We start from the raw sequence: 16,213 nt of genomic DNA, 5'->3' as shown, positions 1-16,213 counted from the left end.
GGGCAGGGGGTCGGGGGGGACGTCTCGCCGTGCGTTGCTCAAGCCTCGGACGGGCTGGCCTGCAGCCGTGACCGCCACACCGCGAGCACCGCCGCGTCCGTGGGCCGGGTGGCCAGGCTGACCCCCACATAGGTCACGAGGGAGGCGAGCAGTCCGTAGTAGACGGGCTCGTTGGCGAGGATGCCGTAGCCGGCCATCAGGCCGATGACCGCCAGGCCGCCGACTGTCACCGAGGCCAGCGCACCCTGCACCGTGCCGCGCTTCCACAGCAGGCCGCCGAGGATCGGGACCAGGAGCCCGCCGACGAGCAGGTTGTACGCCACCGTCAGCGCCTCGACGACATCGTTCAGCGCGATGGCCGTGCCGATCACGGCGAGGCCCATGAGGAGGATGAAGGCCCGGTTGCCCTTGACCTCGTCGTGCGCGTCGTCGGATGTGCGGATGGCCCCGCGCAGTCGCGACCAGATGTCGTTGTTGGCCACCGTCGCGCAGGCGATCAGCGCGCCGGACGACGTCGACATCACGGCGGCCAGGGCCGCGGCGAGCACCAACCCCCGTACGCCGACCGGGAGTTCGTCCTTGACGATGGTGGCGAAGGCGTCGTCCGGGCTGCCCAGCTTCGGGTACAGCACCTTGGCCGCCGTACCGATGACGGCACCGGCGAGGGCGTAGGCGAGACAGTAGGTACCGGCGACCGTGCCGCCCCACTTGGCGGTCCGGTCGCTGCGCGCGGTGAACACGCGCTGCCAGATGTCCTGCCCGATGAGCATGCCGAACGTGTAGATCAGCACGTAGGTGAAGATCGTCTCGCCGCCGATGCCCAGCGGGTCGAAGTACGAGGTCGGGAGCTTGGCCTTCATCTCGGCGAAGCCGCCGGCCTTGACCACCGCGATGGGCAGGAGCAGGAGCAGCACGCCGATCGTCTTGACCACGAACTGCACCATGTCGGTGAGGGTGATCGACCACATGCCGCCGAGCGTCGAGTACGCGACGACGATCGAGCCGCCGAGGACGATCGCGACGGTGCGGTTCAGGTCGAAGAGGACGTCGAAGATCGTGGCGTAGGCGATGGTCGAGGTGACGGCCAGCATCAGGGTGTACGCCCACATGACGACACCCGAGATCACGCCCGCCCGGCCGCCGTAGCGCAGGTCCAGCATCTCGGAGACGGTGTAGACCTTCAGGCGGGCGATCCGCGCGGAGAAGAAGACCGACAGGGCGAGGAGCCCGAGGCCGATGGTGAAGACCATCCAGGCGCCGGAGAGGCCGTATCGGTAGCCGAGGCCGACGCCCCCGATGGTGGACGCGCCGCCGAGGACGATCGCGGCCATGGTCCCGGAGTACATCGCGGGCCCGAGGCGGCGCCCCGCCACCAGGAACTCGCTCTTCGACTTGGCGCGGCGCATGCCCCACCAACCCATGGCGAGCATTCCGGCCAGATAGAGCACGATCACCGCATAGTCGACAGCCATGGGCCATCCCTTCCAGCTACGCCGCGGGGAGAGGGGGTGGGGTGTGTGGGGGTGGGGGTGGGGGTGGGGTGTGGGGAGGGGGAGGGGGAGAGAGGCGGGCGCGCACGGGGGAGAGAGCGCCCCGCCTCACGGAGACTCGTCCGGTGGGCTCGCCCCGAAGGCTCGTCGTCCCGCGGGACTCGTCTCGGGGGTTGACCCTAGGAGGCGGCGCGGCGACGCTGAAGTGTACGTTTCCTCCACTCACCGGCCGCCCCTGTGGAGGGTCCGCACATGCCGCCTCCTGTTTCGCCTCCGTCGGCCCAGGCGCCGCAACCGCCGTCCAGCCCGCCGTCGAATACCGCGCCGTCCACGCCGCCGGTGCCGCTGGCGGGTCTGCTCGCACGTACGGATCTCGGGCTGCGCCAGCTCGCGGGGCCGCGGGAGGGTGTGACCCTCCACTGGGTGCACACCTCCGAAATGGCCGACCCGGTGCCGTACCTCCTGGGCGGCGAGCTGCTGCTGACGGCGGGCGTGCACCTGGCGGAGGTGACCGCGGGGGCCGCGGGCGGGGACCCGGACGCGGCACTGGCCTCGTACCTCGACGGGTACGCGGCCCGCACGGTCGCGGCCGGCGCCGCCGCGCTCGGCTTCGGGATCGCGCCGGTGCACGAGGCGGTGCCGCCCGCACTGGTGGAGGCCTGTGACCGGCACGGTCTGCCGCTGGTGGAGGTGCCGGCCGGCACCCCGTTCACGGCCGTGGAGAGCGCCGTATGGCAGGCCGTCACGGAGGCCCGCCACCGGGAGCTGACCCGGATCGGCGAGGCGCAGCGCGCACTGGCCGCGGCCGCCGCCCGGCCGGATCCGGCGGGTGCCGTACTGCGCGCGCTGGCCCGCCACGTCCACGGCTGGGCGGCGCTGCTCGGCCCGGACGGCACGGAGCACGGTTCGGCCGGGCCCCGCCCCACCGACCGGGTACGGACCGCGGCCGGCCGGCTCGCCCAGGTCGTCGAGGGCGGCCGCGGCGGTGGAGCTGACGGGGGCGGAGTCGGCGGGGGAGTTGGCGGGGGCGGCGAGGCCGGGTCCGGGGGTGGGGCACACTCCGGGACCGGCGCCGGAGGCAGGGGCAGGATCGGGACCGGGGCCGGAGGCAGGGGCAAGACCCGGAACGGGGCCGGGGCCAGGACCGGGGCCGGGACCGAGACCGGGGCCGGGGCCGGGGCACGGGCCGCGGCCGGTGGGCCGTCCTCCGCCACCGACACGCTCCCGGGGGCGCAGCTGTCCGCCTACGCCCTGACGGGGCGCACCGCCGGGCGGGAGGCCTGCGCCCTGGTGGTCGCCGCGGACCCGGACGATCCGCCCGCGCACACCATCGCGGGCGTGGCCGCGGTACTGCTGTCGCTGATCACCGGCCCGGCCGCGGCCCGCGGTACGGCCGACGCCGGACATTCCACCGCCCTGGCCCACCTGCTCCTGGGCGCCCGGCCGGCCGAGGTCGGACCGCTGCTCGGCGCTCCTCTCTGGACCGTGGTGCACGCCGAGCGCCGTGGAGGAGCCACCGCACCGGAGGCGGACGCCGCCGCGCTGGCCGCCGCGCTGGGCACCGCTCTCGTGGCGCCGGAGCCGACGTCCGCACGACGTGTGCGGGCCCTGGTCCCGGCCGACCGGGAGATCGACGCGCAGCCCGGCTGGACCCTCGGCGTCAGCGCCCCGGTCCCGGTCGAGGAGCTGCCCGCCGCCGACCGGCACGCCGCCACCGCACTGCGCCGCGCCCTCGCCCACCGCTCCGCCCTCGTCCGCCGCCCCTCCCCCGACCGGCCCGGACTCGCCGCCCTCGTCGACCCCGACGACGCCCACCGCCACGCCCGGACCCTGCTCGCCCCGCTGACCGCCTCCCCCGCCCTCGTCACCACCCTGCACACCTGGCTCTCGCTGCACGGGAGTTGGGACCGTACGGCGGCCGCACTGGGCATCCACCGCAACACCGTCCGCCAGCGCATCGCCCGCACCGCCGCGCTCCTCGACACCGACCTGGACGACACCGACGTCCGCATGGAGCTGTGGTTCGCCCTGCGCTGCCTCGACCGCACCGGCGACGGTCGCCCGGAACGTCGGTGAGGGCACGCAACGAGGCCTGCCGCCGACCGTCGGTAGCGTTCGTCGACGTTCATCCGGGGCCGTCGGTGACAGCGTTGTGACAGTCAACTCCTTGAAGGATCAAGGGAGTACAGGACTAAAATTTCCACCAACGTTGTCCTACAACTGTCGACGCGCGTGGGGAACGGGAGCCACAGATGGCTGGGGACGGATTACAGGCGGACGTCCCGTCACTGAAGTCGGGGGGACGGGACTTCACCAACGTCGGACAGCGCTACCAGTCCGCCGTGGACAAGCTCAAGAACACGCTCACCGGCCTGGAGGGCCAGGACACCCCGCCGTGGGGTGACGACGACATCGGCGAGAAGTTCGGCGTCGTCTACGAGGGCCTGCGCGACGGCATGTACGAGTCGATGGGCCATCTGGCCGCCAAACTCCAGGAAATCGGCGGCGCGCTGAACACCATGGCCGACAACCACCAGGCCGACGAGGACTTCAACGACTCGCTGATGAAGCAGCACGTCGCCAACGCCGAGGCGCAGAGCCAGCTGATCAGCAACTTCAAGGCGCCGCAGACCTAGTCGCCGCCACCCCTCCGCTCCACCCGCCCCTGCTCTGCACGTGCGCCGCCACCGCTTCACCGCTTCCACGTACGGGGGATTGCCGCCATGTCGCTCATGCTGCCGGACTGGCTGGAGTGGGTCCTGGAGATGCTCGGCTACGACTGGCCGACGGGCGACGAGGACAAGATGAACGAGTCCGCCAGCGCCTGGCGGGAGTTCGCCAACGCCGTCGAACAGTTACAGTCCGAGGGCGTCACCGCCGCCGGCAACGTCCTCTCGGCGAACTCCGGCGACAGCATCGAGGGCTTCAGCAAGACCTGGGAGAAGTACTCCGGCAACGGCTCGGGCTACCTCGACGACGCGCGCACCGCAGCCGAGCTGATCGCCTTCGCGATGGACGCGGGGGCGGTGGTGATCATCGGGATGAAAGTCGCGGTGATCGCCCAATTGGTGATCCTGGCGACGGAAATCATCGCGGCCCAAGCGGCGGCCCCCTTCACGCTGGGCCTGTCGGAGATCGGCGCGGCGGGCGCCACACAAGCGACCAGGTTGATCGTCCGGCGCATTCTCAAGGAAGCGCGGGAGGCACTGGTCGAGGCGATCGTGGAGACGGTCAAGGAGCCCGCCGTCTCCGCGCTGGAGGCCATGATCTCCGACGCGATCGCCCAGGGCATGAACATGAACTTCGGGGCCCAGCAGGGCTTCGACGTCGGCCGCAGCCTCAAGACGGGCGCGGACGCGGGCATCGAGGCGGCCAAGAACTCCGGCCAGACCTTCGCGGAGTCGCTGCGCGACGGAGCCGGCGCCCGCGCGGGCCACCACGCCCGCGGCGGCCTGGACCACGCCGCCGGGCGCGGCGGTGACCATGACGGCGGTGGCGGCGAACACGGCAGCGGAGACGGCGGGAACGACGGGAACAGCGGCAGCAGCGGGAACAGCGGCAGCGGGTCGGGGTCGTCGAACGAGTCGGCGGGCTCCGGGCACGGGTCAGGTTCTGGGGCTGGGTCCGGGTCTGGGTCTGGGTCTGGGTCCGGGTCTGGGTCTGGGTCCGGGTCCGGGTCCGGGTCGGATTCCGGGTCCGGGTCGGATTCCGGGTCCGGGTCGGATTCCGGGTCCGGGTCGGATTCCGGGTCCGGGTCGGATTCCGGGTCCGCGGGCGGTACGGGTTCCGGTACGGGCGCGGGTACGGGTACAGGGGCGGGCACAGGGGCAGGGGGCAGCTCCGATTCCGGCAGCTCCCGTTCCGGCGGCGCCAACTCGGCCGGTGGAGGCGGCAATTCGGGCCCCACGCACAGCGACACGAGTCGCGGGCCGGACTCCGGCTCGGGGCCGGACTCCGGCTCGGGGTCGGACTCCGGCTCGGGGTCGGACTCCGGGTCCGGGCCCGAGCCGGATTCCGGGTCCGGGCCCGGGTCCGGGTCCGGGTCCGGGTCCGGGTCCGGGTCCGGAAGCGACCCGTCCACGACACCCGACAGCTCCGGCCGCCCGGACGGCGACCACCCGACCCCCCGGGCCCAGCCCCTGCCGCCCCCGGACCAGCGCACCGTCTTCGACGAGGGCTACACGGGCGGCAACAACCACAACCCGTACGGGGGTTCCCCGGCTCCCACCCCGACACCGGACAGCAGCCCCGCACCGGGCCCCGCGCACACCCCGGACGCCGCCTCGGCCCCCGGCCCTGGCCACACCCCCGACTCCGGTTCCACAGGAACCCACCCCACGCCCGACTCCGGACCGTCGCCGCACTCCACACCGGCCGCCGACTCCGGCCCGTCGCCCAGCCCGACCCAGTCCCCGTCCCCGGCCCCGGCCCCGGCCCCGGCCCCAAGCCCCGACCATGCGTCCCCGGACCACCCGGCCGCCGCTTCCCACGACGCCCCTACCTCCCACGACGCCGCCGCCTCCCACGACGCCCCCACCTCCGCTTCCACTCCCTCCCCCACCTCCGCTTCCACTCCCTCCCCCACCCCCGATGCCACGCCCACCCCCCACTCCGGCGACGGCGGCAGCACACCCCCGCACGACGGGAACGACACCAACTCCGGTGCGGGCGGCGGCCGTCCGACCGCACCGCACGTCAACGTGCCCTCGCAGGGCGGGGCGGTTCCGCACGCACCGTCCGCCGGACCGTCGCCCGCCGGTCACCGCGACCCGGCCCCCGGCGACCCGATGCCGCACGTCCGCGACGACGACACCACCGTCACCACCCAGTCCGCCGACACCCTGACCGCCCCACCGCGCACCCCGGCGGCCGATCCCGGCGGTCACTCGGCCACCCCGCCCCAGCAGTCACCGCAGGGCGGCCCGCAATCGCCGGGGCCGGGGCCAGTGGGCGGCATGCCGACCACCATGCCCCCGCAGACCGGGCCGACGGCACCGAACGCGGCACCGCACACCACCACACCGAGCGGGACCTCCAACCCGAACCCGAACACCACACCCCCGCGCGGCTCCAACCCGTCCGCGGGGAACCCCGGCTCCACCCCGCCCAACCGCCGCCCCGACGGCACCCGGCCGGTCCACGACATCACCCAGCAGCGCCGTCCGGACCGCCCCGCCCACGACCCCCGCCTCGACGGGCCGCGCCGCCCGGACGACCCTCGTACGCCCGGCGGCGGGCGCCCCGACCCGCGTCAGCAGCGCCCGGTCCCGGCCCAGCCGCGCCCCGACTCGACCCGCCCGGACACCACCCGGCCCGGCACCACCCGGCCCGACACCACGCGCCCGGACCCGACCCGCCCGGACCCCAGGCGCCCCGAGCCCCAGCCGACCCGTACCGACCCTCCCCCGAACGGCCAACAGGACCCGAACCACCGCACCGAGCCGCGCACCGAACACCCCACCACCCCCAGCAACACCCCCACCGACCAGCCCGACCACGACCGCCCCCACGACGAACCCCCCGCCGCCGACCACCACGACGATCCCCCCGCCGCCTCCGACACCCGTAACCGCGAACGCCCCGGCGGGCTGGACGGCCCCACCGACGAACACCAGCAGCACGTCGAGAACGCCATCCCCAAGGACGACAACGGCGCCCCGCAGCGCCACCCCGACCCCCACGACGGCCACTGGGTCGACACCATCAACCACCCCGGCCCCGACGCCCCCGGCCGTAACAACAACTGCGTTGACGCCGCCCTCGCCACCGCCGACACCTACGCCGGCAACCCCACCGCCGCCGCCCACCGCACCCCCGACACCCACCCCGACGGCACCCCCTCCGACCGCGGCGAGACCAACGGCCGCGACCGCATCGAAAACACCCTCGGCGCCCCCTTCCACGACTACGGAAACGGCCCCGACGCCTTCCACCGCCTCGAAAACGACCTCCGCGACAGCGGCCACGGCTCCCAGGCCGTCATCGTCACCCAGGACAACAACGGCCGCGCCCACGCCTGGAACGTCGTCAACCACAACGGCAAGATCACCTACGTCGACGCCCAGACCGGCCGGCGCAGCGACAAACCCCTCCACGACGGCACCAACGGCGTCCACGCCATCCCCCTCGACGCCAACCGCCGCCCCACCACCCCCACACCCACCCCGGACCACCACACCAGCGACCACCGCACCGACACCCCCCGCCGGCCCGCCGCCGAACCCGCCGGCACCGGCGACGGCAAGAAACACCCCCTCGACCCCGACGACACGAACGCCGACGAGGGCGTCCACCACAAGAAACCCAAGCTGGACGACTCCGAGACCCCCTCGGACGTCGACATGCCCGACGCCGACCCGCACGACGGCTCCCCACCGGACGCCCACCACACGTCGGACAGCTCGGACGGCTCGGACACCTCGGACCTGGACAACGACCCCCGCCTCGAACGCGAGACCGACACCCAGCACACCCACCGCAGTGGCCTGCCGACGGACGACTCCCAGGCGCACGTCCGGGAGTCGAACCCGGTCTACCGGATCTCGGACCACGACAGGGTCGACGCCCACCTGCAACAGTGGGCGAACAACGGCAAGCTGGCACACGTACTGCGCACCGCGGCCGGTGACGACACCCACCCCGACGCCTCCCCTCACAAGCCGACCACCTTCACGAACGAGGGTCTGGAACGGGCGCTACCGGGGTTTTCCGAACTCAACCGCGGCGAACGCATGGTGGTCGTCTCCACGCTCGCCCGCCTCAGCCACTCCTTCCACCAGGAGTACGGGGTGTCCGAGCACCCCGTGTCGATGGACGGCGAGTCCAAGGGCGTGCGGGAACACAAGGAGTCGGGCAACAAGGTCCTCCAGGACCTCATCGCCAAGAACAAGAAGCCCAGCGGCAAGAACGTGGAATCGCATCTGCCCGACTTCAGCAAGCGGAACTACGCGGTGATCGAGGTCCAGGGGCCGCACGGCACGGAGTACGTGGTCGACACCTCGTTCCCGAATGAGACGGGGGCCGCCGGCCAGCACTCGGAGGCCCATCTGCTCGGCTGGATCAACCGGGTGAAGGAAGCCAACGCGCAAGCGGGGTACGAGATCACCGGGCTGTACACCGAGCGCGAGCCCTGCGGGGACAAGAAGGGCGGGCTCGGCAAGTCCAACTGCTCCCATCTGCTCAGTGAGAAACTCGGCGGAAAGCCCGTGTTCTACAGCACCACGTACCGTGCCGATCAGGATGCGATCCAACGGCGCACGGACCTGCGGAACGAGAAGCAGGCCGAGGCCCGACAGAAGCTGGGCGTGTCCGCCCTGCCGAAGGAAGAGATCCGCCGGATCAATTCGGAGGTGAACAAGGAAGTGCCGCAGACCAAGGCCGAGAAGGAGCGGGAGAGGGAGATCAACCGGCGCGTCCAGAAGGTCCGCAAGCTGTGGAACACCGTCGCCAAGCAGGTGTGACGGCACGCCACCCGCCCTCCACCCCACACCAGCCACCGCCCGGCAGAAGGAACGATGACCCACCCGCAGTACGAGTACGAGCCCGTGACGTCACAGCAGGCGGTCGCCCGGATCCTGGAGTGGTGCCGGGACGACACCGACCGCCGCCGCGTCGCCGAGATCGTCGGTCACCCGGATTCCGGCCGTAGCGCCGTGCTCGCCCAGGTGCAGGACGACGTGCCCGACGCCCATACGGTGGACGTCACCGGCCTGACCGCCGAGGACGTTCTTGCGCACCTGCTGTCGGAAGCGGGTGAGGACACCGATTCACTCTGGCGTCGCGCCGAATGGGGCGAGGCGCTGGAAACCGCATTCGGCGACCGGCTGATCATCCTGTGCAACGCCCACCGGGCGGGACGCACCCGGACGTCGGCGCAGCCGCGCAGGGTGGTCCAGGACCTGGCCGACGATCTCGCCGTGAAGGCCGACGCCAGGGTGCTCGTCGAGGCCGACCCGGGCGAGCACTGGCTGCGCGACCGGCTGGCGTTGCGCATGGCGCCCGACCTTCCGGACCGGCCGCACGGCGCACCGGGCGGCACCCCGGAGGCCGTGACGGCCCTCGCCCTGGCCGAGGTCCGCGAGGTCCCGCTCGCCGTGTGGGCCGAGCTGGCCCGGGGCTTCGGGCTGCCGCAGCCGACCGAGGACGCTCTGGTGTCGCTGGTGGACGCGGCACCCGAGACCCTCGAACTGGCCGACGGCATCGTCGCGTTCCGCGATGAGCGGACGGCACGGACGCTGCGCCGCGCCGCGGACCCCGAGCGCAGCCGCGCCGCTCATCAGCACCTGGTGCGCCATCTGGTGGCCTGGGGCACCGCGTCCCGGCACCCTCAAGGATGGGCGGCATCGGGCGACACCGGACGGTATGCCGCACACGGTCTGGCCATGCACGCCGTCCAGGCCGGGCTCTTCGACGAGGTGCAGCTCAACGGCAAGGTGGTCGCCCACCTCGATCAGGTGGCGTTGCTGGACGCGGCGAACTGCAGGGGCCGGGCGCTGATCGACGCGCACACTCCCGCCGGCGACGCAGCCCACCTGTGGCTCAGCGGGGTCGATTCGCTGGCGCAGGGCGAGTGGGCCGCCTGGTTGCATCTGATGAGTACGGCCCGCGGGGACGCCGACACCGCCTCCGCCATCGAGGACTCCGGCATCCGGCTGCCGTGGAAGGTGCGTTGGACGCATTGGCGGCCGCCGGGCGGGACCCGGGCGGCCGGCATCGTGCCGGGCCCGATGGGCGAGGTGCGCGAGGTGACCTGCGGCGGCCGTACCGCCGTGGCCGGCCAGGGCACATGGGACAAGCGGTTCCGGGTGTGGGACGCCGCCACCGGTGCCGTGCTGGCGGGCCCCTGGAGTGCGGGGGTTCCCTCCGAGGGGCAGTCGGAGGACCTGTGGCCGCCCGGCAGGGACACCGGGCTGACGCAGCCCTGGGTCCGGCTCACGGTGGATGACGTCGTGGAACCGCCCTTCATCGGCGGGACGTTGCCGGTGGGCCGGAGCGTCGTCGTCCGCGGCATGGGCGGGCTGTTCGCGATCGATCCGGCCGACCCGGCGGAGTTCGCGGGCCCTGCGGCGGTGCACGGCGAGCCGATGCTCGCCGCATTCGGTGAGACCAACGGCATCCTGCCGCTGGACTGGGACACCCCGCGCCCGGAGGTCCTGCACGACCTCTTCGGCTCCGCGGCCGTACGCCGGGTGCCCGAAGGGGAGTTGCCGGCCGCCGTCACCGCAGTGGACGCGCGGGACCTGCTGACCCGGGTCGGGCTGCCGGTCTTCACCAGCACGGAGTTGGAGCTGCTGGCGGTGGACGAGGGGCTGCCGGCGCTGTCGGCGGACGAGCTGCCGTGCCTGACCCGCTTGGAGCACGGCGTGCCGTGCGGCTTCTTCCGGCTGGGCCGGTGGTCCGGTGCGGTGGTCGTACTGGACGGCGCCACCGGCGGGGTCTACCGGTGCCACGACGGCCAGGGCCGCGACGGAGACGGCAACGGCGACGGCGACGGCAACGGAGACGTCGTTCTCGTCGCGGCGGACCTGGGGCGCTTCCTCGCGATGCTCCAGCTCTACGTCTTCGCGCTGTGCGCGCTGACCATGGCGTCGAGCGCGATCGAGCGGCGGCGGATCCGACAGGCCCTGGAGAGCGAGCTGGCGGAGATCGACCCGGCCGGCGGGGCGTCGGGTGCCTGGACCGATGCCTTCGAGGAGAGCGACTGACGGGCGCGCGGCGACCGCCGTGGGGCGGTCGCCGCGGTCGGCCGTGCGTGGTGCCTACCGCCCCTGCCGTGCGGCGGCGATCTGCCGGGACATGATCGTGGTCAGCTCGTACGCGGTGTGCGAGGCGGCCACGGCCGTGATCTCGGCGTGGTCGTAGGCCGGAGCGACCTCGACGACGTCGGCGGAGACCAGGTTGCAGGAGGAGAGGCCGCGCAGGATCTCCAGCAGCTCGCGCGAGGTCATGCCGCCGGCCTCGGGGGTGCCGGTGCCGGGGGCGTGCGCCGGGTCCAGGCAGTCGATGTCGATCGAGATGTACAGCGGCCGGTCCCCGATGCGCTGCCGCAGCTGGTCGGCGACCTCGTCGGCACCGCGCCGGTAGATGTCCGAGGACGTGACGATGCCGAAGCCCATCTTCTCGTCGTCGGTGAGGTCCTTCTTGCCGTACAGCGGGCCGCGCGTGCCCACGTGGGACAGCGCCGAGGTGTCGAGGATGCCCTCCTCCACGGCGCGGCGGAACGGCGTGCCGTGGGTGTACTCGGCGCCGAAGTACGTGTCCCAGGTGTCGAGGTGCGCGTCGAAGTGCAGCAGCGCGACCGGCCCGTGCTTCTTGGCGACGGACCGCAGCAGCGGCAGCGCGATGGTGTGGTCGCCGCCGAGCGTCATCATCCGGGCACCGGTCCCCAGAAGATCGTCGGCAGCCGCCTCGATCGTCTCCACGGCCTCGTTGATGTTGAACGGGTTCGCGGCGATGTCACCGGCGTCCGCAACCTGCGCCAGCGCGAACGGCGACGCGTCCTGCGCCGGGTTGTAGGGGCGCAGCAGCCGCGACGCCTCACGGATCGCGTTGCCGCCGAAGCGGGCACCGGGGCGGTAGGAGACGCCGGTGTCGAAGGGGACACCGACGACGGCGACGTCCGCCGTGCCGACCTCGTCCAGGCGGGGCAGGCGGGCGAAGGTGGCCGGCCCGGCGTAACGGGGGACGCGGGAGGAGTCGACGGGTCCGACGGGCTCGTGGGAAGCGCTGGCTGCGGTGGTCATGAGGCGAGGGTAGGGACACCCCGGGCGCCCCGCCCATGGACATTTCCGCGAGCCGGGACCACTCCGATTCGACATTTGGTCCAACCCGGCCCCGGCTGGTGATCGCTCCCGTCCGGGGTACGGAACTCCCCCGCCCCAAAACATACGTCCGGGCACAATGGCGCTATGCCGATAGCCTCCGCAGCCGCCGTTCCGTCCCGCGCCGAACTCGTCGACCATCTCGTCCGCACCCGGATCGCCGGTGAGGTCGCCACCCCCCGGGAGAACAACCTCTCCCACTACCGCAAGCTCGCCAACGGTGACCGCTACTTCTGGTTCGGCCTGGAATTCGGCGACCGGTGGGCGGACGAGCAGGACGTACTGGCCGTGATGGCGGAGCGCTGCGGGGTGAGCGACGACCCGCACCACCGGCAGGGCCAGGACACCATCGACCCGGAACTGACGGTGGACGCGCTGGAGCGTGCGGCGGCGGTGCTGCGCAAGGCGGCGGCCGGTGAGCAGCGGGTCCTGTTCGCGACCGGCCACCCGGGCGGTCTGCTCGACGTGCACCGCGCGACCGCCGCGGCGCTACGGGCCGCCGGCTGCGAGATCGTCGTCATCCCGGACGGGCTGCAGGCGGACGAGGGCATGGTCTTCCAGTTCGCCGACGTGGCGGTACTGGAGCGCGGGGCGACGCTGTGGCACACCCACTCCCCCGCGCCGATGGCCGCGATCCTCGACGGCCTGGAACAGGCCGGCCGCCCGCTGCCGGACCTGGTGGTGGCCGACCACGGCTGGGCGGGCTGCGCGGCCCAACGCGGCCTGGACGCGATCGGCTTCGCCGACTCCAACGACCCGGCCCTCTTCCTCGCCGAGTCCGAGGGCACCCTCCGCGTCACCATCCCCCTCGACGACCACGTCCGCAGCCCCCGCTACTACGACCCGCTGACGGCTTACTTGCTGGGGGCGGCGGGGCTGGTCTGAGGCCGTCCCCTGCCCCTGCCCTCCCCTTGGGAACAACGCGACCCTGTTTCAGCGCACGGGCCTGATCATCGCGGTCAGGACCGGTGAGTCCGCCGAGGGCTGGCTGTGGCCGAGGTCCTCGTACCCCCAGCTCTCATAGAGGCGGTGCACCTTTCCGTCCCCGGCGAGGGGATTGACCATCAGGCTGACGTACGGCTCGCTGCGCTCGGCGAGGAGGGCGTCATGGATGCGCCGCGCTGTGCCCGTACCGCGCCAGGGAAGTCGAACGCCGACTTCCTTGAGAGCTACGGCATTCTTGCGGGTGTATTCGGCCGATGGCGCAGGCGTGACACATTTCCACCAAAGCCCCCTGGAACCCTCGGCGTTGGCGTGGCGTAGCCGACGGCTCGTCCCATGCATCGGCGCGAAGTCGTCCAACCGACTTCAGAGGGCTTTCCCGTTAGCCATTCGCCATATCACTCTCGGCAGCACAGCATGGCTGGCGCGGCACCCCCTATGAGGAGAGTGCAGCCGGGGTGTGCAGTAAAACGGCCTCAATGGCCAGGGTCATGCAATGTTCGCCAGACACGTGTGGGCGTACTCGTGCCACAGGTCGGTGATCCGGCTGGACGGCGCGGTGATGCGCAGTTTGGTGCCGAAATCGCTGATCAGGGTGGCGACGCGAGGGTGACGGGCGACGAGGCCGGCCGGAACGGACATCGCCGTGGCCACGGCCGGACCGAAATCGGTCTGCCCGAGCTGGGCGTGGGCGAGGCGAACGGTGTTGAGCGCGCGGTCGCGCTGCATATGGGGTTGGAGGAGCGTCAAGCTGTGGTGTGCACGGGCTTCGGCCTGCTCGAAGTTGCCGAGGCTCAGGTGCGCGGCGAGGGCGAGTGAGGCGAGCTCTGCGCCGCTGGAGACCGCCGCCATCCACGCCGGCCGGGCGAGTTGCGGATCGGCCCGGTCGAGCGCATCCTCGGCACGGCCAAGGGCCCGCCGTACGGCAGTGGCGTCTCCGGTGAGCGCGTGGCAAGCGGCCTGTCTTGCGTGCCCCAAGGAAGCGAACATCGGATCGCGACGGGTCACGCGAGTGACCACAGGCACGGGGGCCAGCCCGGCATCGAACAGAAGGCGGCCGCACTCGCCGACGAAGCGCTGGCTTTACAGAGCTCCGGGAGCGCCAGTCAGCGAGTCCGTGCGTACATTGGCCCGGCCCCGCGGTACGAAGCCTAAAGCGGTGGCGGGGAGGCCGGTGACCTTCTCCAGCGCGGCGCGGGTCGCGGACTTCGGCCACCGTACGCGTCCCGCTTTCCAGTCGCGGATCGATGAGCCATCCAGTCCCCCGAATCTTCCGGTGAGGTCACCCACGGCCGAATTCACCGCCTCCGCCAGCGAATTGGAGCTGTAACCGTGCTCCTTCATCCACGCCTCAAGCGTCCTGTTCCGCGAGGAGTTCATGCACGCACGGTAACTCCGCGCTCACTGCGGCGTCAGCTAAAGGAGTAGCCAAATCGCCCTAGGGGACGGGCGAAAGAAGTCCCCCGATCCCCCTCAGACCATTGCCCGGGTGCCGCGTTAGCTGGTCAAGCCAGCAGCGATCTGGAGGACTGAACACGATGCCGACTGCATCCAACGCTCGCCGCACGACCAATGGGTGGAACGCCGTTCCGGACTCGCAGGCATGGACGGTCGACGAGATCACCGGCAATGCCTGCCCTTGCTGCCACTGTGGCTACAGCCTGGCGCGGGAGAAGATCACCGGCCCTGATGGCCTGCACGTGTGCCGGCCGTGCGGCGGCCGGCTCGGCGCCTGCGCGGAAGCGGAGGCCGCCCTGTGAATCCGGGGAAATTGCCGGGAGTTGGCGATGAGGTCGAGTACGCCCCGGGGCGGCTGGCCGTCGTCACCGATATCCGCAAGGGCGTCTTCTACCTGCGGAGGCCTGGAATCAAGGAGTGGCCGGTGAATGCCCCGGCCTCCTTGATGGTGCGACGAACCCGAGTTGAGCGGATTGCGGCGGGGGACTTCCACTGAGGACGGGCCAGCTCACCCCGGCGAGGGTGCCATGCCCTAAGGGGCAGATGGCACCCCTAGGGTCGTACACCACATCAAGAGCCACCGCGGTCACTCGCCGGCCAACGCCCGCCCCCGCCCAGCCCCGCTGCGTCTCTCACCCCCGCGGCACCCGCACAACCCCCTCCTGGATCACCGACACCGCGAGGTGGCCGTCCTGGGTCCAGATGCGGGCCTGGCCCAGGCCGCGGCCGCCGGACGAGGAGGGGGATTCCTGGTCGTAGAGGAGCCATTCGTCGGCGCGGAAGGGTCGGTGGAACCACATGGCGTGGTCCAGTGAGGCGCCGACGACGTCGCCGACGGCCCAGCCGCCGCGGCCGTGGGCGAGCAGGACGGAGTCCAGGAGCGTCATGTCGGAGACGTAGGTGGCCAGGCAGACGTGCAGCAGCGGCTCGTCGGCGACCTTGCCGTTGGCCTTGAACCAGACCTGGGAGCGCGGGGCGCGCGGCCGGCCGACGGTGCCCCAGGGCGGGGTGTCGGCGTACCGCAGGTCGACCGCGGCGCGGGCCTCCACCAGCCGTTCGGCGATCTCCGCCGGGAGGTGGCGGGGCAGCATCTCGGCGGCCGTCGGCAGGGATTCCGGGTCGGGCGCGGCCGGCATGTCGGTCTGGTGGTCCAGCCCCTCCTCGTGCTCCTGGAAGGAGGCGGAGAGGTGGAAGATCGGCTGGCCGTGCTGGACGGCGACGACCCGGCGGGTGGTGAAGGACCGCCCGTCGCGGATCCGGTCGACGGTGTAGACGATGGGCGCGCCGGGGTCGCCGGGCCGCAGGAAGTACGCGTGCAGGGAGTGCGGCGGCCGGTTCTCGGGGACCGTGCGGCCGGCCGCGACCAGTGCCTGGGCGGCGACCTGTCCGCCGAAGACCCGGGGCACCAGGGCCGCCCGGCTCTGGCCGCGGAAGATGTCCTGCTCGATCCGCTCCAGGTCGAGCAGATCGAGCAGGGACCGGAGTGCGTCGTTCACGTGCGTG

The 16,213-nt window shown here is 72.4% G+C and carries 10 protein-coding genes and 1 pseudogene; 6 read left to right on the top strand and 5 right to left on the bottom strand.

All coding sequences use genetic code 11. The features are described from left to right. Positions 1-38: 38 nt before the first annotated feature. Entirely contained in the window at positions 39-1,472 is a 1,434-nt protein-coding gene (locus tag AB0G35_RS13995) for a sodium:solute symporter (RefSeq protein ID WP_360948158.1), read from the bottom strand. A 270-nt stretch (positions 1,473-1,742) separates the two neighbouring features. Here AB0G35_RS13995 and AB0G35_RS13990 point away from each other — a divergent pair, with 270 nt between their 5' ends. From AB0G35_RS13990 to AB0G35_RS13975, 4 genes are all read left to right on the top strand, one after another. Next, entirely contained in the window at positions 1,743-3,566 is a 1,824-nt protein-coding gene (locus AB0G35_RS13990; RefSeq protein WP_360948156.1) for a PucR family transcriptional regulator, read from the top strand. Positions 3,567-3,742: 176 nt separating this feature from the next. After that, a complete protein-coding gene (locus AB0G35_RS13985) occupies positions 3,743-4,126 on the top strand; it encodes a hypothetical protein (protein WP_360948154.1) in 384 nt (127 codons plus the stop codon). Positions 4,127-4,213: 87 nt separating this feature from the next. Next, positions 4,214-8,950: a toxin glutamine deamidase domain-containing protein gene (locus tag AB0G35_RS13980; protein ID WP_360948152.1), complete on the top strand. Its 4,737-nt coding sequence runs from the start codon at positions 4,214-4,216 to the stop codon at positions 8,948-8,950. 54 nt (positions 8,951-9,004) lie between these two features. Continuing rightward, complete coding sequence (locus AB0G35_RS13975; RefSeq protein WP_360948150.1) at positions 9,005-11,194, top strand: SUKH-4 family immunity protein; 2,190 nt, start codon at positions 9,005-9,007, stop codon at positions 11,192-11,194. A 54-nt stretch (positions 11,195-11,248) separates the two neighbouring features. Here AB0G35_RS13975 and speB read toward each other — a convergent pair whose 3' ends face one another. Then, positions 11,249-12,232 (bottom strand): agmatinase, encoded by a 984-nt coding sequence (speB, locus tag AB0G35_RS13970; protein WP_360948149.1) that lies wholly within the window; start codon positions 12,230-12,232, stop codon positions 11,249-11,251. Positions 12,233-12,397: 165 nt separating this feature from the next. On the opposite strand from speB, the gene AB0G35_RS13965 reads away from it, so the two are divergent. Further along, complete coding sequence (locus tag AB0G35_RS13965; RefSeq protein ID WP_360948148.1) at positions 12,398-13,195, top strand: phosphatase; 798 nt, start codon at positions 12,398-12,400, stop codon at positions 13,193-13,195. 48 nt (positions 13,196-13,243) lie between these two features. Here AB0G35_RS13965 and AB0G35_RS13960 read toward each other — a convergent pair. Both AB0G35_RS13960 and AB0G35_RS13955 read right to left on the bottom strand, forming a co-directional pair. Then, positions 13,244-13,537 (bottom strand): annotated as a pseudogene (locus AB0G35_RS13960) (GNAT family N-acetyltransferase); the annotation flags it as partial. 204 nt (positions 13,538-13,741) lie between these two features. Further along, positions 13,742-14,260, bottom strand: a complete 519-nt coding sequence (locus tag AB0G35_RS13955; protein ID WP_360948147.1) for a hypothetical protein — start codon at positions 14,258-14,260, stop codon at positions 13,742-13,744. Positions 14,261-14,790: 530 nt separating this feature from the next. Here AB0G35_RS13955 and AB0G35_RS13950 point away from each other — a divergent pair. Continuing rightward, the gene (locus tag AB0G35_RS13950; protein ID WP_360948145.1) at positions 14,791-15,012 is read left to right on the top strand and encodes a hypothetical protein; all 222 of its coding nucleotides are present in this window, start codon (positions 14,791-14,793) and stop codon (positions 15,010-15,012) included. Between the two features lie 330 nt (positions 15,013-15,342). Here the strand turns inward: AB0G35_RS13950 and AB0G35_RS13945 are convergent, their stop codons facing one another. Then, on the bottom strand, positions 15,343-16,206 hold the full coding sequence (locus tag AB0G35_RS13945; RefSeq protein WP_360948143.1) for an acyl-CoA thioesterase II: 864 nt from the start codon (positions 16,204-16,206) through the stop codon (positions 15,343-15,345). Positions 16,207-16,213 lie beyond the last annotated feature (7 nt).

This window comes from Streptomyces sp. NPDC021749 (assembly GCF_040640655.1).
Lineage (GTDB): Bacteria > Actinomycetota > Actinomycetes > Streptomycetales > Streptomycetaceae > Streptomyces.
The sequence above is the reverse complement of the archived record's forward strand: the minus strand, read 5'-3'. Positions and strand labels throughout refer to the sequence as shown.

Bases quoted from the DNA above. Each gene is read 5' to 3' on its own strand.
- AB0G35_RS13990 (WP_360948156.1), top strand. From the start codon at position 1,743: ATGCCGCCTCCTGTTTCGCCTCCGTCGGCCCAGGCGCCGCAACCGCCG.
- AB0G35_RS13995 (WP_360948158.1), bottom strand. From the start codon at position 1,472: ATGGCTGTCGACTATGCGGTGATCGTGCTCTATCTGGCCGGAATGCTC.
- AB0G35_RS13950 (WP_360948145.1), top strand. From the start codon at position 14,791: ATGCCGACTGCATCCAACGCTCGCCGCACGACCAATGGGTGGAACGCC.
- AB0G35_RS13965 (WP_360948148.1), top strand. From the start codon at position 12,398: ATGCCGATAGCCTCCGCAGCCGCCGTTCCGTCCCGCGCCGAACTCGTC.
- speB (WP_360948149.1), bottom strand. From the start codon at position 12,232: ATGACCACCGCAGCCAGCGCTTCCCACGAGCCCGTCGGACCCGTCGAC.
- AB0G35_RS13975 (WP_360948150.1), top strand. From the start codon at position 9,005: ATGACCCACCCGCAGTACGAGTACGAGCCCGTGACGTCACAGCAGGCG.
- AB0G35_RS13980 (WP_360948152.1), top strand. From the start codon at position 4,214: ATGTCGCTCATGCTGCCGGACTGGCTGGAGTGGGTCCTGGAGATGCTC.
- AB0G35_RS13985 (WP_360948154.1), top strand. From the start codon at position 3,743: ATGGCTGGGGACGGATTACAGGCGGACGTCCCGTCACTGAAGTCGGGG.